The organism is Ruegeria sp. G10 (assembly GCF_056533645.1).
Window position 1 is genome coordinate 18,628 of the sequence record NZ_JBQFOQ010000003.1, and the last position, 24,917, is coordinate 43,544.

The 24,917-nt window shown below is 59.2% G+C and carries 26 protein-coding genes; 17 read left to right on the forward strand and 9 right to left on the reverse strand.

The features are described from left to right. Positions 1-43 precede the first annotated feature (43 nt). The gene (locus ACR0KM_RS06900; protein ID WP_480823164.1) at positions 44-922 is read left to right on the forward strand and encodes a Rossmann-fold NAD(P)-binding domain-containing protein; all 879 of its coding nucleotides are present in this window, start codon (positions 44-46) and stop codon (positions 920-922) included. Between the two features lie 151 nt (positions 923-1,073). On the opposite strand, the gene ACR0KM_RS06905 is transcribed toward ACR0KM_RS06900, so the two are convergent. The 6 genes from ACR0KM_RS06905 to ACR0KM_RS06930 all read right to left on the reverse strand — a co-directional run bounded on the left by ACR0KM_RS06905 (position 1,074) and on the right by ACR0KM_RS06930 (position 6,044). Next, positions 1,074-2,096, reverse strand: a complete 1,023-nt coding sequence (locus tag ACR0KM_RS06905; RefSeq protein ID WP_480860654.1) for an endonuclease/exonuclease/phosphatase family protein — start codon at positions 2,094-2,096, stop codon at positions 1,074-1,076. After that, positions 2,093-2,872 carry a hypothetical protein gene (locus ACR0KM_RS06910; RefSeq protein ID WP_480823168.1) on the reverse strand — a complete coding sequence of 260 codons (780 nt, stop codon included), beginning with the start codon at positions 2,870-2,872 and terminating at the stop codon, positions 2,093-2,095. The genes ACR0KM_RS06905 and ACR0KM_RS06910 overlap by 4 nt, the downstream gene beginning before the upstream one ends. Positions 2,873-3,259: 387 nt before the next feature. Beyond that, entirely contained in the window at positions 3,260-3,865 is a 606-nt protein-coding gene (leuD, locus tag ACR0KM_RS06915) for a 3-isopropylmalate dehydratase small subunit (protein WP_480860655.1), read from the reverse strand. A gap of 42 nt (positions 3,866-3,907) precedes the next feature. Further along, on the reverse strand, positions 3,908-4,462 hold the full coding sequence (locus ACR0KM_RS06920) for an HdeD family acid-resistance protein (protein ID WP_480860656.1): 555 nt from the start codon (positions 4,460-4,462) through the stop codon (positions 3,908-3,910). A gap of 37 nt (positions 4,463-4,499) precedes the next feature. Next, positions 4,500-5,903, reverse strand: a complete 1,404-nt coding sequence (gene leuC / locus ACR0KM_RS06925) for a 3-isopropylmalate dehydratase large subunit (protein ID WP_480823174.1) — start codon at positions 5,901-5,903, stop codon at positions 4,500-4,502. Between the two features lie 45 nt (positions 5,904-5,948). Further along, positions 5,949-6,044: an isopropylmalate isomerase gene (locus tag ACR0KM_RS06930; RefSeq protein ID WP_254438069.1), complete on the reverse strand. Its 96-nt coding sequence runs from the start codon at positions 6,042-6,044 to the stop codon at positions 5,949-5,951. A 103-nt stretch (positions 6,045-6,147) separates the two neighbouring features. Between ACR0KM_RS06930 and ACR0KM_RS06935 the strand changes: the two genes are divergently transcribed. The 4 genes from ACR0KM_RS06935 to ACR0KM_RS06950 all read left to right on the forward strand — a co-directional run bounded on the left by ACR0KM_RS06935 (position 6,148) and on the right by ACR0KM_RS06950 (position 9,029). Then, a complete protein-coding gene (locus tag ACR0KM_RS06935; RefSeq protein ID WP_480823176.1) occupies positions 6,148-7,500 on the forward strand; it encodes a mechanosensitive ion channel family protein in 1,353 nt (450 codons plus the stop codon). Between the two features lie 165 nt (positions 7,501-7,665). Further along, entirely contained in the window at positions 7,666-8,025 is a 360-nt protein-coding gene (rsfS, locus tag ACR0KM_RS06940) for a ribosome silencing factor (RefSeq protein WP_480860658.1), read from the forward strand. Between the two features lie 44 nt (positions 8,026-8,069). After that, positions 8,070-8,540, forward strand: coding sequence for a 23S rRNA (pseudouridine(1915)-N(3))-methyltransferase RlmH (gene rlmH / locus ACR0KM_RS06945; protein ID WP_480860660.1), 471 nt, complete (start codon positions 8,070-8,072; stop codon positions 8,538-8,540). Positions 8,541-8,543: 3 nt separating this feature from the next. Further along, the gene (locus tag ACR0KM_RS06950) at positions 8,544-9,029 is read left to right on the forward strand and encodes a flavodoxin family protein (RefSeq protein WP_480860661.1); all 486 of its coding nucleotides are present in this window, start codon (positions 8,544-8,546) and stop codon (positions 9,027-9,029) included. Here the strand turns inward: ACR0KM_RS06950 and ACR0KM_RS06955 are convergent. Continuing rightward, positions 9,026-9,373, reverse strand: coding sequence for a hypothetical protein (locus tag ACR0KM_RS06955; RefSeq protein ID WP_480860664.1), 348 nt, complete (start codon positions 9,371-9,373; stop codon positions 9,026-9,028). The genes ACR0KM_RS06950 and ACR0KM_RS06955 overlap by 4 nt on opposite strands. 35 nt (positions 9,374-9,408) lie before the next feature. Next, complete coding sequence (locus ACR0KM_RS06960) at positions 9,409-10,119, reverse strand: DUF599 domain-containing protein (RefSeq protein ID WP_480823186.1); 711 nt, start codon at positions 10,117-10,119, stop codon at positions 9,409-9,411. Between the two features lie 80 nt (positions 10,120-10,199). Between ACR0KM_RS06960 and ACR0KM_RS06965 the strand changes: the two genes are divergently transcribed. The 7 genes from ACR0KM_RS06965 (at position 10,200) to ACR0KM_RS06995 (ending at position 17,263) form a co-directional block, all read left to right on the forward strand. After that, positions 10,200-11,639 (forward strand): FAD-linked oxidase C-terminal domain-containing protein, encoded by a 1,440-nt coding sequence (locus ACR0KM_RS06965; protein ID WP_480823188.1) that lies wholly within the window; start codon positions 10,200-10,202, stop codon positions 11,637-11,639. A gap of 64 nt (positions 11,640-11,703) precedes the next feature. Beyond that, positions 11,704-12,804, forward strand: coding sequence for a glycolate oxidase subunit GlcE (gene glcE, locus ACR0KM_RS06970; RefSeq protein WP_480860666.1), 1,101 nt, complete (start codon positions 11,704-11,706; stop codon positions 12,802-12,804). A gap of 3 nt (positions 12,805-12,807) precedes the next feature. Further along, positions 12,808-14,121 carry a glycolate oxidase subunit GlcF gene (gene glcF, locus ACR0KM_RS06975; protein ID WP_480860668.1) on the forward strand — a complete coding sequence of 438 codons (1,314 nt, stop codon included), beginning with the start codon at positions 12,808-12,810 and terminating at the stop codon, positions 14,119-14,121. A 102-nt stretch (positions 14,122-14,223) separates the two neighbouring features. After that, entirely contained in the window at positions 14,224-15,009 is a 786-nt protein-coding gene (locus ACR0KM_RS06980; protein WP_480823194.1) for a trypsin-like serine peptidase, read from the forward strand. Then, on the forward strand, positions 15,006-15,824 hold the full coding sequence (locus ACR0KM_RS06985; RefSeq protein ID WP_480860670.1) for a trypsin-like serine peptidase: 819 nt from the start codon (positions 15,006-15,008) through the stop codon (positions 15,822-15,824). Before ACR0KM_RS06980 ends, ACR0KM_RS06985 begins: the two co-directional genes overlap by 4 nt. A gap of 123 nt (positions 15,825-15,947) precedes the next feature. After that, on the forward strand, positions 15,948-16,415 hold the full coding sequence (locus tag ACR0KM_RS06990; protein WP_480823198.1) for an Hsp20 family protein: 468 nt from the start codon (positions 15,948-15,950) through the stop codon (positions 16,413-16,415). A gap of 296 nt (positions 16,416-16,711) precedes the next feature. Then, the gene (locus tag ACR0KM_RS06995) at positions 16,712-17,263 is read left to right on the forward strand and encodes a hypothetical protein (protein ID WP_480860671.1); all 552 of its coding nucleotides are present in this window, start codon (positions 16,712-16,714) and stop codon (positions 17,261-17,263) included. A 101-nt stretch (positions 17,264-17,364) separates the two neighbouring features. On the opposite strand, the gene ACR0KM_RS07000 is transcribed toward ACR0KM_RS06995, so the two are convergent. Next, a complete protein-coding gene (locus ACR0KM_RS07000; protein WP_480860673.1) occupies positions 17,365-19,548 on the reverse strand; it encodes an esterase-like activity of phytase family protein in 2,184 nt (727 codons plus the stop codon). A gap of 257 nt (positions 19,549-19,805) precedes the next feature. Here ACR0KM_RS07000 and ACR0KM_RS07005 point away from each other — a divergent pair, with 257 nt between their 5' ends. The 5 genes from ACR0KM_RS07005 (at position 19,806) to ACR0KM_RS07025 (ending at position 24,885) form a co-directional block, all read left to right on the forward strand. Next, positions 19,806-20,885 carry a hypothetical protein gene (locus tag ACR0KM_RS07005; RefSeq protein ID WP_480823204.1) on the forward strand — a complete coding sequence of 360 codons (1,080 nt, stop codon included), beginning with the start codon at positions 19,806-19,808 and terminating at the stop codon, positions 20,883-20,885. A 270-nt stretch (positions 20,886-21,155) separates the two neighbouring features. Continuing rightward, the gene (locus ACR0KM_RS07010) at positions 21,156-22,274 is read left to right on the forward strand and encodes a hypothetical protein (RefSeq protein ID WP_480823206.1); all 1,119 of its coding nucleotides are present in this window, start codon (positions 21,156-21,158) and stop codon (positions 22,272-22,274) included. Between the two features lie 54 nt (positions 22,275-22,328). After that, positions 22,329-24,260: an AAA family ATPase gene (locus ACR0KM_RS07015; RefSeq protein WP_480860675.1), complete on the forward strand. Its 1,932-nt coding sequence runs from the start codon at positions 22,329-22,331 to the stop codon at positions 24,258-24,260. Further along, positions 24,257-24,592: a hypothetical protein gene (locus tag ACR0KM_RS07020; protein ID WP_480823210.1), complete on the forward strand. Its 336-nt coding sequence runs from the start codon at positions 24,257-24,259 to the stop codon at positions 24,590-24,592. Before ACR0KM_RS07015 ends, ACR0KM_RS07020 begins: the two co-directional genes overlap by 4 nt. Next, positions 24,589-24,885 (forward strand): hypothetical protein, encoded by a 297-nt coding sequence (locus ACR0KM_RS07025; RefSeq protein ID WP_480823212.1) that lies wholly within the window; start codon positions 24,589-24,591, stop codon positions 24,883-24,885. The genes ACR0KM_RS07020 and ACR0KM_RS07025 overlap by 4 nt, the downstream gene beginning before the upstream one ends. Positions 24,886-24,917 lie beyond the last annotated feature (32 nt).

A 24,917-nucleotide genomic window follows, 5' to 3' on the forward strand; every position in this document is an offset into this window, starting at 1 on the left:
CCAATGTGTGCGAATGGCTATATTCGCAGATCAGGAGGGACAGATGCAACAGACAGCACTTATTCTTGGGGCCTCGGGGCGTTTTGGCCGCAATGCTGTTCAGGCGTTTTCCGATGCGGGCTGGGACGTGCGGCGTTTCAACCGCGCCGTGGATGATTTGAGAAGCGCGGCCAGCGGCATGGATGTAATCGTGAACGCTTGGAACCCGCCGTATCCGGATTGGGCGCGCCAAGTTCCCGCGCTGCACCGCGACGTGATTGCGGCCGCCGAGGACAGCGGGGCCACCGTTATTGTCCCGGGCAATGTTTACGTATTCAGCCCAGACACAGCGGCCCCGTGGTCCGCTGAAACACCGCAGCTGGCTGAAAACCCGCTGGGCCGTATTCGCATTGCGATGGAGGCGGCCTATCGGGCTTCGTCGGCGCAGACGATCTTGCTGCGGGCGGGGGATTTCATCGACACTGCGGCTTCGGGGAACTGGTTTGATCAGGTTCTGACCAAGCATCTGGACCGCGGTCGTTTGGTTTATCCGGGCAACCCCGATGTTGCACATGCCTGGGCCTATCTGCCTGATCTGACGCGCGCCGCCGTTGCATTGGCCGCGCGGCGGGCCGAGCTGCCGCGCTATAGCGATGTTGCATATGCTGGCTACACGCTGACGGGCAATCAGCTGGCACAGGCTTTGTCCCGTGTGACGGGGCAAACGATCAAGCTGCAGCAGATGGGGTGGTGGCCGCTGCGTCTGGCCCGTCCGTTCTGGCGCATGGCACCGCATTTGCTTGAGATGCGGTACCTTTGGAACACGCCGCACCACCTAGATGGCAGGTGTTTCGACACTCTGCTGCAGGGCTTTGCGCAGACAGACCTGGACACCGCATTGCGACGTGCCATTTCCGGGCGTGATACAGACCCCACCGGATAGGTCGGTGATACGCGAGTTCGATCGCGCGGCCCGGAGACTGGCGTACTGTCACAAAGTTGCTGTTGAAAGTGGAGCGCACCCACTCAAAGACTATTCGAATAAGTTTGGAGCCCCGGTGTATCGGGGTTGGGGTGGTGATCCCACCGGCAGTTCAGCGGGGCAACAGATCGACCCAAACTAGCCGATGGCGGCTGGCGGCTTCGGCGGCCGCACGCTCTGACGGCGGGGGCCAGTAGACGCCCGATCCCTGGATCGCCCAATCTGCCGAAGGTAGAACATAGTCAACGCGCATTTCGCCAACCCCTTTCCAAAAAACCGTCGCTGACGATCCTGCGGCATCTGTCGGCACCGGGTCTTGCAGCAGAGGGTGGCTCAGCAGGCTATGTATCGCTTCTTTGCGACCCTCGCCGCGAGATGGGTCGAGATTGGCGTCCCCTGCGATGATAAAGCGGTCTGAAGGGGCGGGTCCGAGGTTCTGGTCGAGCACCGCAGACCACAACCGAATCTCATCCCGGTTGCGCAATCCGTTTCGGTCTTCGGGGCCGTCGAACACCGGCGGGCTGGCATGGAAGGTCATTAAATCGACACGACCGGCAGGGGTGATGATGGGAATGATCCAATGCGCGGTCGAGGACAGGCGCTGTATCTTTTGCGCCCGATCCGAAGGGAAGGCGCCCTCCCGCGAAACAGGAAGTTCCGCGCCCGGTAGATCGCGCCAGAGCAGATCGGAATATGACTGCACCTGATCCGATACGATATCATAGCGCGACAGCACAGCCAGCCCTCCCTGACCTGTGAATCGCCCCCAACCCTGAGCGTCGCCCGGTCCGCCGGTTCGGCCATCTCCGTCCAGATCGATCGCGGTTTCAATCCCCGAATTGGGCTGTGCTGCAAAGCTATGGGTATAGCTCAGCCCGGCATCTCCCAACGCATCCTGTAGAGCCGACAGCGTCAGCCCCTCCAGATCCCAATCGATCCCCTGCAAGGCCACAATGTCCGGTCGCGTTTCAGCAAGCACCTCGATCACCGCATCGACCTGTGCATCGCCGCGCCGGATATCGCGCAGCAACAGGCCGGGGCCGTCTCGGCTGAGTTCCGTGTTGTAGGTGGCTACGCGCAATGGCTCTGCCTGTGCCGCAAGCGGCAGCAACAGCACAAAGAGGGCGCGGATCATGCGATCTGCGTGGTCTCGGACGTGGAGTATGCGCGGCGCTTTTCAACAATCAGGCTGGCGATGCGCAGCGTCGCCATTCCCCGCATAATCATGCTGGCGGGCAAGAACGCCCAGGCGCAAAGAGTCCAGATCAGGGTCTGCGGGTTGCTGAGCGCTATAGGCGTCGCAAAGGTGGCCAGCAGCTTGATCACGCCCGGGATCAGGAAGGGCAACAACGCACCAATGGCGATATTCAGCCGCCCGTCCCGCTGTAGGCGGGCGACAACATCGCCGCCCTTGGTCGGGTCGAACAGGGGCAGGTTGGTCCAGACATTGAATGCCCCGTTGCCGGTCGGCCAGCCCCGCAGTTTCACGGCGTAGGCAAAGCTGGCGATGGTCACCAAAGCGGCCACATAGGCGATGCTGGCAGAGATGCGGACCAGTTCGATCAGAGGCTGGCTGGCATTATCGGGAAGCATCAGAACCACGAGGCGCACGGGCGAGTAGGGGAAATCTGCCACATTCGCGACCATCAGGCCGGTCGAATAGAACAGGCTGGTCATCTGCGTTGGCGCATAGACGTTCTTGCAGATCATGGTCAGGAACGTGACCATCGAAACAAGCCCAACAAAGCGCAGGCGGTTCACGGGCGGGGCGTCACGGAATTCGATAAAGCTGGGAAAGGCCGAGTTGTATTCGGAGAACGTCAAAAGGAATGCGAGAATCGCAAGGAACACCACAATCTCGGTGCCGTTCGATGTCGAAGCTGGCAGGTACAACGCGGGGGTGAGCACCATCAGAGCCACCAAAATTCCACGTATCGCCGCCCCCGTGGTGCGTGCAATCACAATCCGAACCCTTTTTTCCAAACCGGAGCTGCCAATTCTAAAGTCGGCTTCGCTTCCAAGCTTGTGCTCACCGTTCTTTTTACTGACGGTTACCTCGTTATCGCTAAGATTGACGATAAGCGGTATTTCGCTCAAGCCGCTGTGCAGAAAACACGCAATTTCGGGCAAAATGATGGCGCAACTGGTGCGGGATTGCATCATTTTTGACGCAAATCGGGCGTGTATCTCAAAGTGAGACCTAAATCTGGTATGTTCTTAGATTTCAACCCCTAAAAGAAGATGGGGCCGCTCTTGCGACCCCATCAGGTTGAGTATCCACAGATTCGCCCACAAGAATCAGACCCAGGGGCGGGCCTGACTCGCGTGATCTTCGAATTTGTCGATGTGATGATCTTTCTCCATGGTCAGGCCGATATCGTCCAGACCGTTCAGCAGGCAGTGCTTGCGGTGTGGATCGATGTCGAATTCGATGACCACACCATCCGAAGTTGTGATCTGCTGATCTTCCAGATGCACGGTCATCCGGGCGTTCTCGCCCTTGTGCGCGTCTTCCATCAGGATCGCGTGATGTTCTTCCTCGACGACAATGGGCAGGATGCCGTTTTTGAAGCAGTTGTTGAAGAAGATGTCGGCGAAGCTGGTCGAGATCACGACCTTGATGCCGAAATCCTTGATCGCCCAAGGCGCGTGTTCCCGCGATGAGCCGCAGCCGAAATTGTCACCAGCGACCAGAATCTCGGTATTGCGATAAGCGGGTTTGTTCAGGACGAAATCCTCGTTCTCGCCGCCATGCTCGTGATAGCGCATCTCGTCAAACAGCACGACGCCAAGGCCGGACCGTTTGATGGTTTTCAGGTGCACTTTGGGAATGATCATATCGGTGTCGATATTGATCAGCGGCATCGGGGCGGCCACCCCGTGGACTTTTTCAAACTTTTCCATCTCTACACTCCTGCGGGGTAGGGCCGCGCCCGTGCCTCGCGTTTAAGCTTCTTTCGCTTCGGTTGTTTCGTCTTTGGGTGCGTTCTTGACGAAGAAGGCCATGAAGACCAGGCCAAACCCGTTGAACAGCATCTCGATGCCCAGGAAGATTCCCAGGATGCTCAGCAATGCCTGCGGTTCCTGTCCGACATAGCTCCAGATGATGCCTGCCAGAATGATCGACAGCACACCCGAGATGATGGTCGGCCAGAAGAACTGTGTGCCCTTCATCTGGAATGACAGGATGATCCGCGCGATGCCGCCTGCCATGAACAGGATCAGCATCACGGTTGCCAGTGTCAGCGTGCCCTGCAGCGGGTGATCCAGGAAGGACCAGCCCAGAAACAGCATGACCGCACCCATGATGAGTGACAGGATCTTGTTGCCAACGCCTTCGACGGTGAAGCCGCCGATGACCTGCAAGACGCCCGAGATCAGTAGCAACACACCAGTCACGACCGTGACGGCTACGGATGCCACCACAGGCGCGCCCAGCACAAAGATGCCGAACGCTATGGACAGAAGCCCCAGCAGGAGCCATTTGATCCAGTCACTCATTTGTTCAATCCCTCAAATATCTAGATATGAGCGGACCTTACATCAATTCACGAACGTCTGTAAGACGTCCCGTGATCGCCGCTGCGGCGGCCATCGCGGGGCTTAGCAGGTGGGTCCGTCCACCCCGTCCTTGACGCCCTTCGAAGTTGCGGTTCGAGGTCGCGGCGCAGCGCTCACCCGGTTGCAACTGATCGGGGTTCATCGCCAGACACATGGAACAACCCGCCAGACGCCATTCAAACCCGGCCTCTTTGAAGATGTCGGCCAGACCTTCTTCTTCGGCCTGAGCCCGAACAAGGCCCGAGCCGGGCACGACCATGGCGCGCATGCCTTCCTTGATCTTTTTGCCTTTCAGGATTTCGGCTGCAGCGCGCAGATCTTCGATCCGGCCATTGGTGCACGATCCGATGAAGACTGTGTCGACCTCGACTTCGCTCAGCTTCTGACCCGCTTCCAGACCCATATACTCAATCGAGCGACGGGCCGCGTCGACCTTGCCGCCTTCGAAATCTTCGGGGTGCGGGACGGTCGCGGTGATCGGTAGAACATCCTCGGGGCTGGTGCCCCACGTCACGACCGGCGCGATGTCTTCACCGCGCAGGGTCACGACCTTGTCGAAATGCGCGCCCTCATCTGTATAGAGCGTTTTCCACCAATCCATCGCTGCTTCCCACTGGGCGCCTTTCGGGGCATGGGGGCGGCCTTTGACATATTCGAACGTGGTCTCATCCGGCGCGATCAGGCCCGCGCGTGCGCCGCCTTCGATGGCCATGTTGCAGACGGTCATACGACCTTCCATCGACAGATCGCGGATCGCTTCACCACAATATTCGATGACATAGCCGGTGCCGCCAGCGGTGCCAGTCTCACCAATTACGGCCAGAGTGATGTCCTTGGCGGTCACGCCCGGCTGCAGTTTGCCGGTGATCTCGACCTTCATGTTCTTGGACTTCTTCTGGATCAGGGTCTGGGTGGCCAGAACATGCTCAACCTCGGACGTCCCGATGCCGTGGGCCAGAGCACCAAACGCGCCGTGGGTAGCGGTGTGGCTGTCGCCGCAAACAACGGTCATGCCGGGCAGGGTCCAGCCTTGCTCGGGGCCGACGATGTGAACGATACCCTGACGGACGTCGTGCACAGGATAGTAGTGGATGCCGAAATCTTTGGCGTTCTTGTCCAGCGCTTCGACCTGAATGCGCGATTCGGGGTTTTCGATCCCGTTCACGCGGTCCGGCGTGGTTGGAACGTTGTGGTCCGGCACAGCAATCGTCTTTTCCGGTGCGCGCACCTTGCGGCCCGCCATGCGCAGGCCTTCGAACGCCTGCGGGCTGGTCACTTCGTGCACCAGATGGCGGTCGATATAAAGCAGGCAGGTGCCATCATCGGCTTCATGCGCGACATGGGCATCCCAGATCTTGTCATAGAGTGTTTTGGGGGACATCTGTCCTCTCCCCGTATGTAAATGAGAAATAGCTGGCGAGGTGGCTTAGGCCGCGGATAGCCGGGCCAGAACCGTGCGGGCAGCCCCAAAGAACCGTTCGCGCAGGCGCGCGCGATCTTCCAGGTTCTGCTGTTGGGCCACATTGAGTCTCATGCGCACCAGATATAACGGGGTTTGCCGTCAATCAAGGTTCAATCCGGGTACGGGCTTGCATCCCCTCACACGGATGGCCAAGCTGATGGCCATGAACCAGGATCTGTTACCGGAAACGCTGTCCGAGCTTTTTGCCAATATGACGGCGGCCTTCTCAGCACAATTCTCAAATCTGATCGAACTGGTCGTTACGCCGGGGTGGCGGCAATACCAGCTGGTCATTATCCTGTTCCTCTGGCTGCTGGCTTTCTTGCTGAGGCTTCTGACCCAAAACCGGTGGGAGGCATGGGCCCGCGCCCGCATCGGCTGGCCGAAATGGCGGCTGCGCATTCTTATCCAACTGATGCGACGCCTGACGCTGGTCTATTTCGTGATGCTGTCCTGGGGTCTTTATTGGGTGATGCAGCAGACGACATGGCCCTCGCGCAGCTACATCATCGGTGTTTTCGCCACGCTGGCTGCGGCCTGGCTGGCGATTGCGCTGGTCTCGCGATTAGTCCGCAACCGCACGCTGAGGCAGATCTTCAAGTGGTCGATGTGGGTCTATGCCACTCTGATTGCGCTGAACCTGACCGATGACGTGGCCGGGTTTCTGGATGGTGTCGCGATTTCCATCGGGGATTTGCACATCTCGGCGCTGGGCATTCTCAAGGCGATTTTGCTGATCGGTATTCTGCTGACGCTGGCGCGGCTTGGAACACGCGCCGCCGAGCGGGGTCTGAAAAACAATGACGACATCACGCCTTCGATGCAGGTGCTGTTGGCCAAAGGCATCCAGGTGCTGCTGTATGGCGCGGTTTTCATGGCCGCGATCCGCACGCTTGGGTTTGACCTGACCGGCATTGCACTGCTGTCCGGTGCGATAGGTGTGGGGATCGGGTTCGGGCTGCAGAAGGTGGTCTCGAACCTAATTTCTGGCATCATCATTCTGATGGACCGGTCGATCAAGCCCGGCGATGTGATCTCGCTGGGGGATACGTTCGGCTGGATCAACTCACTGGGCGCGCGCTATGTCTCGGTGGTGACGCGGGATGGGCGGGAATATCTGATCCCGAACGAAGACCTGATCACCAATCAGGTGGTGAACTGGTCGCATTCGGACAAGTTCGTGCGGCTGGATCTGAATTTCGGCACCAGTTACGGCGATGACCCGCACAAGGTTCGCGCCACGGCCATCCGGTCGGTGAAAACCGTGGGTCGGGTGCTGAGCGGAGGGTCACATGAGCCGGTCTGCCATATCATAGGGTTCGGCGACAGCAGCGTGGACTATGTCCTACGGTTCTGGATCAGCGATCCGACCAAGGGGCTGACCAATATCCGGGGCAATGTCTACCTGGCCCTTTGGGATGCGTTTCAGGCCGAAAACATTTCGTTGCCGTTCCCGCAGCGCGAGGTGCGGCTGCTGCCGGACGACGCAGACGCGCAACAGCTCGCCAAAGAGTGAGGGGGCGTCACGGCCCAGCGCCGCCTGTTCATTGAAATGTTGCATTCCCCTTGTTACCTTAATAGGACCCCAGCGCCGGGGATTTGGCGGCGCGCAGCAAAGGAGGACTATGTCCTGTCTCTACATGCACAGGCGGGTTTGCCCGCCGATGACGGGGCCAGTGTGATGGCCCACTCTCAGTCAATCAGCGACAAGCTGCTTGAACGTATCCTTTCCTCACTTTCCGATGACAAGGCCGAAGACGTCGTGCAGATCAACCTGCAGGGCAAGTCTTCTGTTGCGGATCACATGGTAATTGCCTCGGGTCGGTCGACCCGTCAGGTCGCAGCCATGGCGGAAAAGCTGACGGATCGCATCAAGCAGGAATTCGGTTTCACCTCGAAGGTCGAAGGCAAGGATGCCGGCGACTGGGTGCTGATCGATACGGGCGACGTGGTCGTTCATATCTTCCGCCCCGAAGTGCGTGAATTCTATCAGCTGGAAAAGATGTGGCTGCCTCAGGGCGGCAGCGCCTCAGCGAACTGAGGCGCCATCCCGGTCCGTATTGAGGGGCCGGAGGCGAGAGAGATATGCGGATCAGCATAGTTGCGGTCGGGCGATTGCGCGCCGGACCGGAGAAGTCCCTGCTTGATAATTACCTGACCCGATTTGACCGGACCGGCCGCGGTCTGGGCCTTGGTCCCGCGCGGATGATTGAGGTCGAGGACAAGAAAAACGCAGGTATGGGAGCCGAGGCTGCGTTATTGCGCAAGGCGCTGCCCAAAGGAGCTGTGATCTGTACGCTGGACGAGCGCGGGCGGGTGCTGTCTTCGCCAGACTTTGCGAACAAGCTGGGCAAATGGCGCGACGCCGGTCGGCAGGATCTGGCGCTGATCATTGGCGGAGCAGACGGAATCGATCCCTCACTGCGCGCCGAGGCAGATTTTTCGATCTCGTTCGGGTCGATGGTCTGGCCCCATATGCTGGTCCGTGTGATGCTGGCCGAGCAACTGTATCGGGCTGCAACCATCCTCTCGGGCGGCCCTTATCACCGGGTCTGAGACATGGCGCAGCTTCTGATCGTTTACCATTCGCGCACAGGCGGGGCCCGGCAGATGGCCGAGGCCGCAGCCGAGGCCGCGCGAGATGAGGCTGATACGATCCTGAAAACCGCCGATCAAGCGGGGCCGGAGGATCTGCTGGCCGCCGACGGCTATATCTTCTGCGCCCCCGAGAATCTGGCGGCAATTTCGGGTCTGATGAAGGAGTTTTTCGATCGCAGCTACTATCCCGTTCTAGGCCGGATCGAAGGTCGCCCCTATGCCCAGATGATATGTGCCGGGTCCGACGGGCAGAACGCGGCCCGTCAGATCGCCCGCATCGCAACTGGCTGGCGGCTGAAAGAGGTGCAGCCGCCGCTGATCCTCTGCACCCACGCGCAAACGCCCGAGGCTATTCTGGCCGAAAAGACCATTCCACAGGATCAACTGGACCAATGCCGAGAGATCGGCGCGGCGCTGGGCGCGGGTCTGACGTTGGGCGTGTTCTAGTTCAAATCAATCACAAAGGTTTCTTTGGCCCAGCCATCCACATTGGTGCGGGCCTGCACCTGCACCTGAGACGTGCCTGCCGGGATCGCGACACCGCTGAGTGACCGGGTAAAGGGCTGTTCATTCTCATGCGGGTGATGCAGCACGCGCATCCCCAGCTCTGCCCCCTCCATATCCAGCACGCGCCAGCCGTCGGCATAATCGTCCCAGCCGGTTTCCGGATGCGAGACGGTCACGTCGAATCGCCAGGTATCGCCGCTCTGGCTGGCGGTGACGTTCTCGATGACGGGATCATCGGCAAGGGCGGGGCTGGCCAGAAGGGCGGCAAGAATCACATATCGCATAGCGTGAATGTACGGGTTTGCAGGCCGAATTGGGATCACGACTGTGTGTGGGTGCCCTGTTTCATCAGGATCGACCGCGATTGCGAGGCAAATTCGCGGCGATAGAGAACACCAAAGGTGATCGCCGCGCCGATCATCAGGGCGACCGGGCCAAGGATCCACGCGAGCGAGGCCAGCGCGAAATAGGTCGCCCGCAAGGCGCGGTTGAAGCTGCGGGCGGCAGTGACGCAGATTTCGGCCGCCTGTGCGGCACGCGGATAAGCGGCGGGGTCTTCGGGTTCATTGGGCACCGCTGCCATCAGGATCGCGCAATATCCGAATAAACGATGCGCCCAGACATATTTGAGGAAGGCATTCGCGAGAAAAAGGATTACAATCAATATCTTGATCTCCCATACCACAGCGGGTGCGCTGCCGATGGCCAGATCGTTGGCGACACCGGCCAGACGTTCGGTGTTGCCCAACAGCGCCAAACCGCCCCCTATCGCGATCATGGTCGTCGAGGCGAAAAACGTGCTGCCCTGTCGCATCGCCGCAACGACCTGCGCGTCGAACATGCGGGGCTGCCGCGTTACCATTTCCCGCATCCAGCCACGCCGAAAATCATCCATCATCATCGCGACGGATTGTTTGTGGGGCGATGGGTTCTCGATCCGCCAACCGATCCCCAGCCACGCGCCAAGCAGCAGGGCGATGGCCAGGTAATCCAGCGGTGAGAACAGGGCTGCGCGGTCGATCCAGGTCATGGCGCGACAGTAGGCGGGCGGATGCGAACTTGCCAGATGGATAAATTGGTAATATTATTTTACCAAATTGGAGGTCAGCCATGGAAATGCCCACCCCAAACCCCGCCGTTTTGCGCCGCAAAGCCCAGCTTGTCACGCGTCTGTCGCGGGTTTTGCCCAAGGATGCGATCATTCATGATCCGGCCGAGACCCGTGCCTATGAGTGTGACGCTCTGACCGCCTATCGCTGCCCGCCGATGCTGGCTGTGCTGCCGTCGAATACGCAGGAGGTCTCGGACGTTCTGCGCATCTGTCATGACGAAGGGGTGCCGGTGGTGCCACGCGGGTCGGGCACCTCGCTGGCTGGGGGGGCCTTGCCCACCGCCGATTGCGTCATTCTGGGCGTGGCGCGGATGAATGAGGTGCTGGAGGTCGATTATGACAATCGCTTCATCAAGGTGCAGACCGGCCGGACCAACCTGAGCGTCACCGGCGCGGTGGAGGAACAGGATTTCTTTTACGCGCCCGACCCGTCCTCGCAACTGGCCTGCGCGATTGCAGGCAATATCGCAATGAACTCAGGCGGGGCGCATTGTCTGAAATACGGCGTGACGACGAACAACCTGCTGGGCGTGACCATGGTGATGATGGATGGTCGCGTGGTCGAGATCGGCGGTGCCCATCTGGATGCCCCGGGGCTGGACCTTCTGGGCGTGATCTGCGGGTCGGAAGGGCAACTGGGTGTCGTGACCGAGGCCACGCTGCGTATCCTGCGCAAGCCCGAGGGGGCGCGGCCCGTCCTGATGGGGTTTGATGACAATGAGGTCGCGGGGCAATGTGTCTCTGATATCATCAAATCGGGCATTCTGCCGGTCGCGATCGAGTTCATGGACCGGTTGTGCATTCAGGCCTGCGAAAACTTTGCCCATGCCGGATATCCTGATTGCGAGGCGTTGCTGATTGTCGAAGTCGAGGGGTCAGAGGCCGAGATCGACTATCAGTTGTCAAAGATCATCGAGATCGCGAAGCGGCACAATCCGGTGGAACTGCGCGAAAGCCAATCCGCTGAGGAGAGTGCGAAGATCTGGCTTGGCCGAAAATCGGCTTTTGGCGCGATGGGGCAGATGAACGACTACATGTGTCTGGACGGAACGATTCCCGTGTCCGCCCTGCCCGCCGTGCTGCGCCGGATCGGTGAGTTGAGCGAAGACTACGGTTTGCCCGTCGGCAATGTGTTCCATGCGGGCGACGGGAACATGCATCCTCTGATCCTGTTTGACGCCAACAAGCCCGGTGATCTTGAGAAATGCGAGGCGTTTGGGGCGGAGATTCTGAAACTCTGTGTGGATGAAGGCGGGTGTCTGACCGGCGAGCATGGGGTGGGGATCGAAAAGCGCGACCTGATGCATCATCAATATGCGCCCGCCGATCTTGAGGCGCAAATGGCGGTCAAGGATGTGTTCGATCCCGCATGGCTGCTGAACCCTGCGAAGGTGTTCCCGCTGGACGTTTCCGAAGGTCGACGGATGGCCGCAGAGTAGAGGGCCCTGCCTATGTCGCACAGGCGCGGCTTCCCTCAAAGTAATCTTGAACAGAAGAAATGATATGGCACCAGAGACAGAAGCGGAACTGGCTGAACTTGTAACGGGCTTGAAGGCGCCTGTTTGCATTGTCGGGGGCGGGACACGCGGCGTAACCGGAGCAGCGCCATCGCTGAGCACTGCTGGCCTGAGTGGCATCACGCTTTATGAGCCGGGTGCATTGACGCTGGTGGCGCGGGCGGGCACGCCGCTGGCCGAGATCGAGGCTGCGTTGGAAGCGGAAGGTCAGCAATTGGCCTTTGAGCCGATGGACCATCGTGGCTTGCTGGGCTGCACGGGCGTGCCGACCATTGGCGGGGTTGTCGCGGCGAATGTTTCGGGGCCCCGGCGCATTCAGGCCGGGGCATGCCGGGATTTTCTGCTGGGTGTGCGCTTTGTTGATGGGCGCGGGCAGGTGGTCAAGAACGGTGGTCGCGTGATGAAGAACGTCACCGGCTACGATCTGGTCAAGCTGATGGCCGGGTCATGGGGCACGTTGGGCGTTTTGACCGAGGTTTCGTTGAAAGTGCTTCCCAAGCCTGATCAGGTTGCGACGCTGTCGCTTGCGGTGGGGGATGCCGAGACTGCGGTGCGTGTGCTCTCGCAGGCGTTGAAATCGCCGTTTGAGGTAAGCGGCGCAGCATATGACCCAGGTGATCAAAGGGCCTTTGTCAGAGTCGAGGGCTTTGCCGACTCGGTTGAATATCGATGTAGCAAACTGGCCGCTGACCTGCAGCAGTTCGGCCCGGTCTCGGAAGAGGCTGATCCCGCAGCGGTTTGGAACGCCATACGTGACGTGCGCGCCTTTCATGGCTCGCAAGGAGATGTCTGGCGCGTGTCGGTCAAGCCAAGTGATGCGCCAGAGGTTGCAACGCGCGCTCGTGCCGAGCAGCTGTTGTTCGACTGGGGGGGCGGATTGATCTGGATGCGTGTTGCAGCCGGTACGGATTTGAGGAACAGGCTGGGCGAATTCTCGGGTCACGCCACACTGGTGCGCGCAGAGCGTCAGACCTTCGAAACCCTGAGCCGCTTTCAGCCCGAGGCCCCGACAGTCTCGGCTCTGGCACAGGCTCTGCGCGCGAAATTCGATCCGCGCGGTTTGTTTAATCCGGGCCTGATGGGGTAGGCGATGCAAACAAGTTTTACGGAAGAGCAACTGCAGAATCCGGCAATCCAGCGCTCGAACGAGATTCTGAGGAGCTGCGTTCATTGCGGGTTTTGCACCGCGACCTGCCCCACCTATCAGGTGTTGGGCGACGAGTTGGATAGCCCCCGCGGGCGCATTTATCTGATCAAGGACATGCTGGAGAATGAGCGTGTTCCGGACGAAAAAACGGTCAAACATATCGACCGGTGCCTCTCGTGTCTGGCGTGCATGACAACCTGCCCTTCGGGCGTGCACTACATGCATCTGGTAGATCATGCGCGAGAATACATCGAAGCAAACTACAGGCGACCGCTGACAGATCGTATGCTGCGCTGGGTTCTGGCCCGGATATTGCCCTATCCGATGCGTTTCCGCTGGGCGCTGATCGGGGCAAAGCTTGGCCGTCCTTTCCGGTTTCTCATGCCGGACGCCAGGTTAAAAGCGATGTTGGATATGGCGCCGAAGCATATCCCGCCGGTCAGCCGCAACGATGATCCGCAGAGCTTCTTGCCCAAGGGACCCCGAAAGAAGCGTGTGGCCCTGATGACGGGGTGTGCGCAGAAGGCACTGAATACCGATATCAATGATGCCACGATTCGCCTGCTGACGCGTCTGGGATGTGAGGTCGTGATTGCTGACGGGGCAGGGTGCTGTGGCGCGCTGACCCATCACATGGGTAAGACCGTGGAAAGTCACCACGCGGCTGCCGCCAATATCAGGGCCTGGGTTGCCGAGATGGATGCGGACGGGCTGGACGCGATTGTCATAAACACATCCGGATGCGGTACGACGGTGAAAGACTATGGCCACATGTTCCGCAACGATCCTCTGGCGGCGGATGCCGCGCGTGTTGCAGGGATCGCGATGGATATCAGCGAGCTGCTGATGCAACTCGATCTGCCCGAACAGATGGATCAGAATTTGGTCGTCGCATATCATGCGGCCTGCTCTTTGCAACATGGCCAACAGATCAAGTCGTATCCCAAGACCCTGCTGAAAAAGACCGGATTTACCGTAGTAGAGCCTGCTGACAGCCATCTGTGTTGTGGAAGTGCCGGGACATACAACCTGATGCAGCCCGAAATCTCGGCCAAGCTGAAACAGCGCAAGCTGCAGACGCTTGAGGCCAAGAAACCGGATGTGATTGCAGCCGGAAACATCGGCTGCATGATGCAGATCGGTTCCGGCACTGCGACACCTGTTGTGCATACGGTGGAACTGTTGGATTGGGCGACCGGCGGGCCACGCCCGCGCGCCATGGCTGCTGGGCAACCGGTGGTGCCTGTTCTGCGCTGATCTTGTAGACATCACAGGGTGCTGCGCATTTCTGATATTGCCCTAATTTTGCCGCACCTCACGCGTACGACTCGGCGCTGGACCCAATGACCGGAGGCCCCCGTGCGCAATTGGATTGCGGCTTTTGTAATCAGCCTGCTGCCCTTGGTCGTGCAGGCGCAGGATACCAGACTGGAGCGCCTCGAGACCTCGCATGCCGGGCGCGCGTGGATGGCGGTTGGCCGTCTGGATATCGACGGTACAGGGTTCTGCACGGGTGCCTTGATCTCTCCCACATTGGTGCTGACGGCGGCGCATTGTCTGTTCGATAAGGTCACCAAGCAGCCCATCGACCCCGCACGGATCGAGTTTCTGGCAGGCTGGCGATTGGGGCATGCGCTGGCGTATCGGGCCGCGCTGCGCACCGTGGTGCATCCTGATTATGAATTTGATGGCGGGGCGTCGGTCACGCGTGTACGCCACGACATCGCGTTGATCGAGCTCCGACAGCCGATCCGCATCACGTCGGTCGTCCCGTTCGAAACAGGCCACCGCCCCGCGCATGGGGAAGACGTGGGCGTTGTTTCTTACGCGCACGACCGGGCCGAGGCACCCTCGCTGCAAGAGGTGTGTTCGGTGATGGCGCGGCAGGCAGGCGTTTTGGTGATGTCCTGCGATGTTGATTTCGGCGCCTCGGGCGCACCTGTCTTTTCGTTTGAAGGGGACCGCCCGCGTATCGTTTCGGTCGTCGCCGCCAAGGCTGAAATGGACGGGCGTCGCGTCGCACTGGGAACGGCGCTTGAGCAATCGTTGGAATTGCTGCAGGCCGAGTTGTCGCAAGGGCGTGGATTGCGCGCGTCGACGGGCCCGGGGTCTACAAATCTGGGGGCGAAATTTCTGAAACCATGAGCCGCATATTCCTATCCATAGTCTTGCTTGTTTCCATTTGTCTTACCGCAGCGCAGGCGCAGAACAGCGGCAAACGCCGTCTGACCGATCGCGACGATCTGTATGGCTGGGAGGCGGTCGGACGATTGGATATCGGAAATGACGGTTTCTGCACCGGCACTCTGATCGCGAAGGATTTGGTGCTGACCGCTGCCCATTGCGCCCTGGATCGCGCGACCGGAAAACCATATGCGCAGGGGAAGGTGACTTTTCGCGCTGGCCTAAGCGATGGCCAGGCTTTGGCAGAGCGCAAGGTGATTCAGATTGCGGCCCATAAGGACTATGTCGCCAACGCGCCGGTTTCGGCCGAGAACGTCCGCGTTGATGTGGCTCTGATGCGTCTGGAAGAGCCTATTCCCTATGCCATTGCAAACCCGTTCGCTTTGTATTCCGGACGTGTTCTCAATAACGAGATCAGCGTCGCCTCTTATGGGCGTGGCCGCGCCGAGGCGATTACGCGTCAGCGGTCGTGCAACATCGTTGAACGTGGTCAGGGGCTGATCGCGTTCAATTGCGATGTGACCTTCGGGTCGTCAGGGTCTGCGATACTGGCCAGAAACGGGCCGCGCTGGCAGATCCTTTCGGTTGTCTCGGCCGTTGCCTGGAACGGACCACAGAAGGTGGGCTACGGGATGGAACTCGCGGGCATTGTGGCCGAGCTGAAGGGCGCCATGCGCCGGAATGCCCCGCGCCCGACGGCGACGATACGACGGCTGCAACCGGGCTCTGACAAGTCCAGTTCAGGTGCGAAGTTCATCAGCGCAGGCGGGTCTTGAACCCTGTCAACTCTCTTCCCATCTGAGGTGTATCGGGTCGCCTGAACAGGGGCCCGCGTAACCCAGAGCCCGTCCGTAACGGAGGGCCGTTTTGCACATCGCTCAGGAAAGAGGATATGACATATGCGTACATTTGATTTTGCACCGCTGCACCGCGCTACCATCGGGTTTGACCGCGTCGCAGACATGATGGATCGGGTCCTGACCAATGACGTGGCCCAGCCAAGCTATCCGCCATACAACATCGAAAAGACCGAGGCCGACACCTATCGCATCTCGGTAGCCGTCGCCGGTTTTTCCGAGGCCGATCTGTCGGTCGAAGTTAAGGAAAGCGCACTGATCGTTGCGGGCAAGAAAGCCGCCGACCAACCCGAGCGCAACTATTTGCATCGCGGTATTGCCACGCGCGCGTTCGAGCGTCGCTTTGCCCTTGCCGATCATGTCCGCGTCACCGGCGCAAGCCATGAGGATGGCATGTTGAACATCGATCTGAAGCGCGAAGTGCCCGAAGCGCTGAAACCGCGCCGGATCGAGATTTCGAATGGCAAAGCCATCGAAAAAGATGTGGTCGATGCCAAAGCCGTGAACTGAGGCACTTGATCACTTTGCGACGGCCCTGCCTCTGTGGCCTGTCGCAGACTGCACGCCCCGCGTACCTCCAGGCGCGGGGCGTTGTGTTTTAGCCAACAAAGCACTTTCTTGTTCTACCTGGCGCTTAGTAACCTCGTGAAATGCACGCTCCGGTTTCATGTCCCCTTGTTTCTTCCACACGGCCCTGCCAGATTTGAGGGATTGGCTGTCTCAGGTTGTTGATGTTTCGACATTTTGTTCCGCTCTTGCTTTTGTCCCTACCGGCTCTGAGCTCGGCTGAAGTTTTGCCTCCGGCCATGACTGAAGACTATTCTGGCATGGTCGGTGATGGTCCAACGCTGAATATGGGGTTGGTAAGAAACGGAAATTCTGCAGACAATGATCTCGGGGGCACCAATCTGCGAGATGCGTTTCGGGGCGCGAAAGGGAACGACGTTCTGGTCGGATACGACTCTTACGACACCTATACTTTTGAGCTGGGTGATGGAGCGGACACTATTATCGATCACAGTATCTCGGGCAATCGCATTAGATTTCGCGATGTGCCAGAGGAAATGGTTGAAAGGACAGAGGTGCCCGGCTTCAACGGAGAAACGGATCTGCTACTCATTTACGGAGAAACAGATGCAATTCGTGTCGTAGGGTGGTCTGAACTATCTGATGAGACGAAATCTGCTTGGACAATCGAACATGTTTTTGTTCCAAAAGCAGAACCTGCTTCGGAAAGGCCAAATCCCATAGTAAATCTACTAAATGATCCCCGGGCAGTGGGTATGATACTGCTTGTTTTGTTTATCAGTTGCTTCCCATTGGCACGGCTGCTTTGGCTTCGTTGGCGTAACCAATAGCGATCTGGACTGGATCTTCTAACCTGCATCACTTCCAATCCTGAATCGAAAAACCCTGCACAATTGCTGCGCAGGGTAGGTTTGGTATTCGGGAATGATCGTCAGTTCCCGGCGGTCACTGACCCAATCGACCAGAACATGGTCTCGCCTGAGGCATCGTCGACGCCGTCATTGTCAGTCATCACAAACGCCTCGCCCGAAGGCAGGATGGCCAGACCTTCGATCTTGTCCAGAACGTAGCCTCCGGTCGAGGTCAGGTCGGGCAGCAGGTCGCGGACCTCTTGCTTGCTGACCACGGGCAGGGGGCCGCCCAGCGGGGCCGGGGTCATTTCGGACAGCGGGATGCGGTAGACCTTTTTGGTCACGGCGCGGTGGTCATGCTGGTTATCGCGTTCGATGACATAGATATGATCGCCGAAGGCTGCGATTTCGGACAGGCCGACCCAGCCGGTTTCGGGCTGGGCTTTGGGATAGTGCACGGCACCCCACTCGCCGCTTTCCAGATTGTAAGCCACCAGTTTGACATGGTTTGCCGGGTCGTCCTTCCATTCGCGCTGTACGGCCATCCACAAGGTGTCACCGACTTTGGTGATGCCTTCAAAGCCAAAGCGTTTCTCGACAGCCATCAACTCGGCAGGCAGGCCGATCTCGCCCTTGCGGTCCTTGATCAGACCATCCGCGCCGACATGATAGATCGCATGCGGGATGACTCGGTCGGTGCGGCCTTCGGAGGCGACATAGAAGCCACCGTTGCCATCCAGCGTGATGCCCTCAAGGTCCAGCTTTTGTGCCGGGTTGCCGTCCTGGCGGTGGATGCGGATCACGTCCACGATGCGAGCGGGCTGCTGGCTTGGGTCGATCTTGAAGATCGAGGGCTGGAAACCGTAGAAGCTGTCGTTGACCGCATAGATCATGCCGTCCGCGTCTGCCACCAGACCGGACAGAGCACCCCATCCGATCAGCTCATCCGCGCCCTCTGACGTGAGATGGGGATAGGTTGCGGGCGCATCCTGATATTCGAAAATCGAGATATGGGCGCGCGGGCCGCCATCTTCGATCAGGTCTTTTTCGTTGGCCGAGATCAGCAGGTTGCGCTCGGGGATCGCTACATAGCCTTCAGGGCCGACGCCCGAGGGCAGCAGCTGTTTCAGCACCGGGTTTGCCGGATCGGTGGCGTCGTAGACACCCACGACCGAGGCACGCTCGGCCCCCACAAAGATCATCGGTGTACCGCCGAAGGTGGCTGCGGTCACGCTTTCGGGCTCGACCCCTTTGCTGTCCGAGCGTTTGTCGGGGTAGTGACCGATCTGGATAATGGCTTTCTCGAAATCGGTGCCGTTCTCGTAAACGACGGTGCCGTCCTTGTGGAAGATCGTCCAGCCGCGTGAGCCGCCCTCATAGTCGCCTTCATTGGCGGTGGCGAAGTGGTTATCGTCGATCCATTTCACCGCATCGGGTTCACGCAGGCGACCCGGTTGGTTTTCGGTGAAGATCAGTGCGCCGCGCTCATCGGTGGCGTCAATGCCCTCCAGATCCACGCTTCCGGCCGAGAAATGGCTTATCACGGTGCCATCCTTGCCCACAACCGCGATGTGGTTGTTTTCCTGCAGGGTGACGACGGTCTCACCGCGGCTGTTAATGTCCACAAACTCAGGCTCGGGATCGGTGGGCGCAACCTCGGCCAAACCGGTCAAAGAGGCCATTTTCATGCCCGCACAGTCCAGCGTGCCATCTTTCAGCGGCACCAGCGCCAGCTCACCTGCGGGAAGCTGCGGGATGATGCCCTCGTTCAGATCTTCGTCGCGCTCATTCTCGATCGCCACGGCGACAAAGCTGGCATCGGGCGAGATGGCGACGCTGTCGGGCTGACCGCCCAGATCACAGGCACCGGTTTCGGCCTTGCCCGCGATATCGACTGAAATCAGCCTGCCCGACGGCGCGGTGTAGCTTTCGGAGGTATTCACGCCGACGAATGCCGTTGTGCCGACAATCCCGACAGAGGTTGGCTCACCACCGACTTCCATCGCGCCCAAAGGGGTGGGGTTCGCAGGATCGGTGATGTCGACCATGCCGATCACGCCAAGCGGGCTGTCAGTATAGACCAATGTCATGCCATCTGCAGTGGCCGCGATAATTTCGGGCGAGGTTTCGCGGTTGGTATCCGCGCCCTCGGCCATGTTTTTTACGACGGGGAAAGACGCAATTCGGTTGAAATTCATCTCTGCCGCAGCCTGACCAGCAGTCAGGGCAAGGGCAGATGTCAGGCAGACAAAGCGCAACGACATCGGTTGGTATCCTCTCTCACTTGGGCCCAAGTGGGATGGACGCACATTGTTGCGCGATCGTGACGGTTTTGATTCAGTTTGATGACAAGTTGCACAGCTGCCGCGCCGGTTCTTTTACCTGTGCCGTTCGATGGTCCCGCCTATCTTTTTGTCCCCGAGTTTGCCAATCTTTCAATGATTTTAGAGCCCGAGGGGATGTAAATAGGCGTAACATTCCCTATCTTATTGGGTATATAAGAAAAACAAGGATAGGACAGATGTCGAACCAGCAATTCGAAGCGCTCATTCAGGAAACTCAAGCCAAGGTGCGCGAAAGCCAATCGCAGATCGAAGGGCTGACCTCGCGGATCGAGGCCGCGCGTGCCAAGATTGGCACCGCCGAGGCAGATATCGACATCGAAAACGCCACGCTTGAGGATGTTCACGCCCATACCGAGGTGATGAACGCCAATATTGCCGAGCTGATCATGGGGTTGGACGATGTCACCAACGCGTTTTCCAAGGATTTTGACGAGATGCGGTCGAAAACCGGGTGGGAGTCGTTTGTGGGCATCTTCGCCAAGGCCAAATCCGAGTCCATGCGGCAGGAACGGATGCGCACGGCCAATATCGACGACAAGCTGCAGGACCTGATCGCTAAGTCCGACGTGATCGTCAAACTGCTGGAAGGTCAGTTGGCCGTGCTGGAGGAACAGCGCGTCAAGGTCGAGGACAACCTGACCGTCACGCTGGACGACCGTGAGGCGACCGTTGCAGAGCTTGAGGCCTTGCGCACCGAGATTCAGGGCATGGACCCGACGATCATCACGCTGGAAAACAAGATCAGCGTCGAACAGGATGCCGCTGCGCGCACCCAGCTGGAAACCGAACTGGCCGAATTGAACAAGCAATACAACGCCAAAGTTCAGGAGGAACAGGTCAAGCTGGCCAAAAGCCAGACGCTGGAGCGTTATATCGAAAAGGGCAAGACCTGGGTCGATTCACTGCAAAACCAGGCGGCGACGCAGATGGTGCTGATCAACAAGCTGCAGACAGACACGCAACAGCGCGTGGTGCTGTATGACGCCCTGACCAAATCGCTGAAAACCGCGCAGCAGCAGGACGTGGCCCACCGCATCAACGAGATCGGCGTGCAGACCGACCAAGAAGCGCAATCCGCCATGGCCGCCATCGGCACCGCGACCAACCAGAAAATGGCCGACATGCTTGAGGCGCATGAGGACCACATGGTCTTTGCTCGCGACGTGCTGGAGAAAAAGGCCAAAGCGGACGAACGCTTTGCTCGCCGCTTTGCCTCGATTGTCGAGAAGCATGATAAGAATTTGTATGGCGGATGAAGTGGTTTAGCCAAAAAGACTTTAGGCTGCTCAGAATTGGCCTCTTTCTCGTGGTTTGGCCGTTCCCTGTCTATGGCCTAACGGCCCTTCTGCATGAAATCGGTGTCGATGGCGGAGCTTATAAGCTGCTCGGCTTCCTCACTCTATATGTCGGGCCGGGTAGTGTAATCTTCGGGCTTATCATCTTCGCATTGTACCTGATCTCGGAAGTTCTTCTTTTGCCTTGGCGGCTTCATCAATGCCGCACAAACGGGTGTAATAAATCTGCCAATGACTAACCCCACCCAAGATCATGTCGGCCTGACCGACACTTTCGCCTCGCGTCGATACTTCCGCAAATTCGAGGTGATCACCGTCCACCTCCTGCGCGTGGCCGCGACGATGGAGGCTGAGGGCGCGATCAGCAAGCAAGAGGTGCGGATCGTGTCGCGGTATCTCTCGGGGCTGCTCTACACCTTCCGCGCGCTCTCCATGAAATACCTGCTGGTCGGGCGCGATACGGGGCGGTTCTTTGGTAGCCTTGCCATGGACAAGCGCGACAGCGGGTTTCCGGTGGCGGCCGAGCTGCTGACTATGGCCAATGACGCACAGCAGGCGCAGGTGCATCTGGCGAATATGCCCTCGGAAGACGACCTGAAAACCGACATGGTCCGCACGATCATTGGCGATCAGGAGATCCCCACCAAGCTGCAATTCGCGCTGTCCCAAAGGCTCTACTACGAGGAATTGCTGAAAGGTCAGCTGTTCTGGGCCCGTAACGATCCCGAATGCCACTGGATCGGAAATGAGGGCGAGCGGCGCAAGTTCCTGATCCACTGGGCGGTCTATGACAGCCAGATCAATCTGCCGGTCATCTACCTGATGCAGTTGGAGGACAGCGGTCGGACGGCCTTGCCCAAGGACCAGCGCCGCTGGCCCGAGGTGCAGGCGCATCTGATGGCGCAATCCTTGGGTGGTTTGAAGCTGGTGACTATCGCCAAGGGGTTCGATCAGGATTTCGACGACCTGCATCCCAAACATCTGCGACGTATTCATGTGGGTCCGATGTATTCCTCGGCCTTTACCGAGCAATCCGGCCCCTTGCGGCAGGTGCTGGAGGACGCGCAGGCCCCTCAGGGGCAGGATTGGGCGCTGGCCTGGACGACCGAAGAGTTGGAGAGCGAAGAGGTGATCGAGGAACGCGCCGGGTGGTTCTCGACGGTTGAGCGCGAGGTCTTCGCGCTGGATCCGTTTGGCGGGCAAGGGGCTGAAACCGGAGCGACGCGCACGCAGCGTTCAATCATTCTGCCTCAGCGTCCGTTTCAGGTGCTGGCCGAGCGCAACCCGCCGGGCTTTGCCGATGTGCGCAAGTTTGTGGTCAGCAAAACGGGGCAGGTGTTGCGCTATTAGTTTCGCCTTTGGCGAGAGTATTTTTGAAAAGATGAAGCATGGGCGGTTTTTGAGATGAGTTTGACGTCAGATCAGATGGAATTGCGCGAAGACGATATTCGCAAGCATTACCCGGCGGCGACGGCCCTGTTGAACGGGTTCGAACACGCGCCGCGGATTGCGAAACCGGTTGATGTGGCGGTTGAGCGGTCCCCGGGCGTGTCGACGGGGCGGCGGTTTCGATCCACCACGCCGGGATTGGTGACGCGGCGGAGCGTGCGAGCCGATGGAGTGCATCTGGTTGAGCGGATCGAGGCGTCGGACGATGGCGATACGCTGGTCTCACCCTCTCAGGCCACGGCGCAGCAGGCCATTCGGCGCGCGATTGCCATCGCTTTGGCGGTGGCCGAGGCATATGCGGAGCAGACTCCGTTGGCCGATTTGAAGCGGGCCAATATGGCGGGGGATTTGCCTGTTGCGCGCAAGACCGAGTTTTCGGAATTGCTGACGGCTGAGGCTTTGATCACATCTCATGTGCTGGGCAATGCGCTGGCTTATCTGATGTCGTCTCATCTGGGCGAAACCACGGTTGATCTGGGTGAGATCGAAGAGGTGTTGACGGACAATGGCCAGCTTGCCCTGCACGGCACCTTGTGGGAGCTGGATCAGGTGCTGGCGAAACATGCCCCCGACGATGCCCATCTGATCGCGGCGATCAGTGCCTATGCCGAGCAGTTGATGGACAAGGTCGCCCTGCGCGCGCAATCGGCTGACCATTTGGCCGCGTTCCAGAACGCCGCCTGGCATATTGAGGCCGACGATCTGACGATCCGGGGGTTTGCACCGGCCTCCAAAGCCAAATCCACCACCCTCACCATGACCTTCAAGAAACCGAATGAGGTCGTGGGCAACCATATCGCCAAGTATCAGGCAATGAAGCTGGCCAAGATGCTGATGGCCTATGACTTCGACCGCCGCCTGAACCCGTTCGCGGAACTCGGCGGGTTCATCTTTACCTTCATGGGCGACGGGAAGCCGGGCACCGGCAAGACCACTCTGATCCAGATGATGGCCGGGCTGATCAACGATTATTGCCAGAACGCGGGCTACCCGTTCCGCTATCAGAACCTGAGCACCGACAATATCGACAGCTATCAGGGCAAATCCGGCCAGAACGCCAAGGCGTTTATCAACACGATCATCGACCCCTCGGTCATCGGTTTTGGCACCGTCGACGATATCGACCAGCTGGCGGGCAAACGCGGCGACCGGCAGTCCTCGGCCGGGCAGCTGGAAATCACCGCCGTGTTGATGGAGAGCTTTGCGGGTGCCAACACCGTCGTGCGCGGCAACTGCACCTTTGGCATGTTCTCGAACTACCCTGAAAACGTGGACGACGCCCTGCGCCAGCGGGCGGGTGCTCGGTTCCTGGTGGACGGCCCGCAAACGCGCGAGGATTACATCGATATCCTGCACCTGCTGATGGGCCGCAACCACGACATCCCGCTGGGCGAGCACGACGCCTATGCCGCGCAGGAGATCAAAAAGGCCGTCGCCGCCAGTTTCGAAAGCCACTCCCGCCCGCACGAGGACGCCTTGTTGCAAGTCTACGACCGGGTGGCGGGCGAAATAGGCCAGATGGACACAATCGCCAAGCTGGGCACCTATCTCAAGGCGATCCAGCAGGCGGATGAGCGTTTCACCGGCCGCGCGATCAAGAACATCACCGACGCGGTCAAGGTCCGCGCGATGGACTTCGAACTGCCGGACGAATGGATGGAGAACCCCGACTTGTTCCTGTTCCGCGACTACGACGCCAAGAAGGCCATGATTGAGGACCTGCGCCAGCCGATCACCGTTGAGATGGTGATGCAGGAAATCAACCGCTACGCCGACAGCGAGTTCCGCTATGCCGACAAGAGCGACGAGGTTGCCATCGAAAACGCCGTGCGTGAGATGGGCCGGATGGAAGAGGCCAAACGACGGTATCTGGAGGGCAAGGGGTGACAGGCGGCCCAATCCTGATCTTTGCAAGCCTGATCGGCGCTTGCATCTTCTTCGGCAGAGCCGTCGCGCGCCGTCGCCCGCCATCCGGTTGGGCCTTTGCCATGCTCACGCTGATCATCTTTGCGGTCACCTATATCTGGAGTTCCCTGTTCGAGATCTGGATGAACGGCGCATCCATCTTGCGCCCGGTCTCGCTGCTCCACGCCTTTGGTCCCGGTGAAATGCCTTCACATTTCCTTGGTCGCGCGTTGTTCTGGTTTGTCCCCGCAATGATCTTGGCCGGAGGCGCGTATGCAACAACGCGCCATTGGTCAAAGGAGGCAATGACATGACGTTGACACTTGCGATCACCGGTTTAGCACTCGTTCTGGGTTTCATCTTGCCCGTGCGCTGGGGCGTATTCGGCTTTCTGGGCGCAGTGGCGGTGCTGTTTCTGACCCAGTTCGGCGTGAACACAGGCGGTGGGTTTGAGGGCACGACATGGGAGGAAACGCTGATCCTGTTCGAAGGCAGTGTGGTATCTTACGTCGGGTTCAACTTGCAGATCACAGCGCGGGCGTTTGCGTTGCCGTTGTTTGTTTTGGCGACGATTGTTGTGCGTCGTGCAGCAGCGGGGCTTGTATAGTGGGTGTCAACTAAACCAGTGAGAAAGGAATA

Excerpts from the sequence above, each read along its gene's own strand:
- ACR0KM_RS06900 (WP_480823164.1), top strand. The coding sequence starts at position 44 with ATGCAACAGACAGCACTTATTCTTGGGGCCTCGGGGCGTTTTGGCCGC.
- ACR0KM_RS06905 (WP_480860654.1), bottom strand. The coding sequence starts at position 2,096 with ATGATCCGCGCCCTCTTTGTGCTGTTGCTGCCGCTTGCGGCACAGGCA.
- ACR0KM_RS06910 (WP_480823168.1), bottom strand. The coding sequence starts at position 2,872 with ATGGTGCTCACCCCCGCGTTGTACCTGCCAGCTTCGACATCGAACGGC.
- leuD (WP_480860655.1), bottom strand. The coding sequence starts at position 3,865 with ATGGAAAAGTTTGAAAAAGTCCACGGGGTGGCCGCCCCGATGCCGCTG.
- ACR0KM_RS06920 (WP_480860656.1), bottom strand. The coding sequence starts at position 4,462 with ATGAGTGACTGGATCAAATGGCTCCTGCTGGGGCTTCTGTCCATAGCG.
- leuC (WP_480823174.1), bottom strand. The coding sequence starts at position 5,903 with ATGTCCCCCAAAACACTCTATGACAAGATCTGGGATGCCCATGTCGCG.
- ACR0KM_RS06935 (WP_480823176.1), top strand. The coding sequence starts at position 6,148 with ATGAACCAGGATCTGTTACCGGAAACGCTGTCCGAGCTTTTTGCCAAT.
- rsfS (WP_480860658.1), top strand. The coding sequence starts at position 7,666 with ATGGCCCACTCTCAGTCAATCAGCGACAAGCTGCTTGAACGTATCCTT.
- rlmH (WP_480860660.1), top strand. The coding sequence starts at position 8,070 with ATGCGGATCAGCATAGTTGCGGTCGGGCGATTGCGCGCCGGACCGGAG.
- ACR0KM_RS06950 (WP_480860661.1), top strand. The coding sequence starts at position 8,544 with ATGGCGCAGCTTCTGATCGTTTACCATTCGCGCACAGGCGGGGCCCGG.
- ACR0KM_RS06955 (WP_480860664.1), bottom strand. The coding sequence starts at position 9,373 with ATGCGATATGTGATTCTTGCCGCCCTTCTGGCCAGCCCCGCCCTTGCC.
- ACR0KM_RS06960 (WP_480823186.1), bottom strand. The coding sequence starts at position 10,119 with ATGACCTGGATCGACCGCGCAGCCCTGTTCTCACCGCTGGATTACCTG.
- ACR0KM_RS06965 (WP_480823188.1), top strand. The coding sequence starts at position 10,200 with ATGGAAATGCCCACCCCAAACCCCGCCGTTTTGCGCCGCAAAGCCCAG.
- glcE (WP_480860666.1), top strand. The coding sequence starts at position 11,704 with ATGGCACCAGAGACAGAAGCGGAACTGGCTGAACTTGTAACGGGCTTG.
- glcF (WP_480860668.1), top strand. The coding sequence starts at position 12,808 with ATGCAAACAAGTTTTACGGAAGAGCAACTGCAGAATCCGGCAATCCAG.
- ACR0KM_RS06985 (WP_480860670.1), top strand. The coding sequence starts at position 15,006 with ATGAGCCGCATATTCCTATCCATAGTCTTGCTTGTTTCCATTTGTCTT.
- ACR0KM_RS06990 (WP_480823198.1), top strand. The coding sequence starts at position 15,948 with ATGCGTACATTTGATTTTGCACCGCTGCACCGCGCTACCATCGGGTTT.
- ACR0KM_RS06995 (WP_480860671.1), top strand. The coding sequence starts at position 16,712 with ATGACTGAAGACTATTCTGGCATGGTCGGTGATGGTCCAACGCTGAAT.
- ACR0KM_RS07000 (WP_480860673.1), bottom strand. The coding sequence starts at position 19,548 with ATGTCGTTGCGCTTTGTCTGCCTGACATCTGCCCTTGCCCTGACTGCT.
- ACR0KM_RS07005 (WP_480823204.1), top strand. The coding sequence starts at position 19,806 with ATGTCGAACCAGCAATTCGAAGCGCTCATTCAGGAAACTCAAGCCAAG.
- ACR0KM_RS07010 (WP_480823206.1), top strand. The coding sequence starts at position 21,156 with ATGACTAACCCCACCCAAGATCATGTCGGCCTGACCGACACTTTCGCC.
- ACR0KM_RS07015 (WP_480860675.1), top strand. The coding sequence starts at position 22,329 with ATGAGTTTGACGTCAGATCAGATGGAATTGCGCGAAGACGATATTCGC.
- ACR0KM_RS07025 (WP_480823212.1), top strand. The coding sequence starts at position 24,589 with ATGACGTTGACACTTGCGATCACCGGTTTAGCACTCGTTCTGGGTTTC.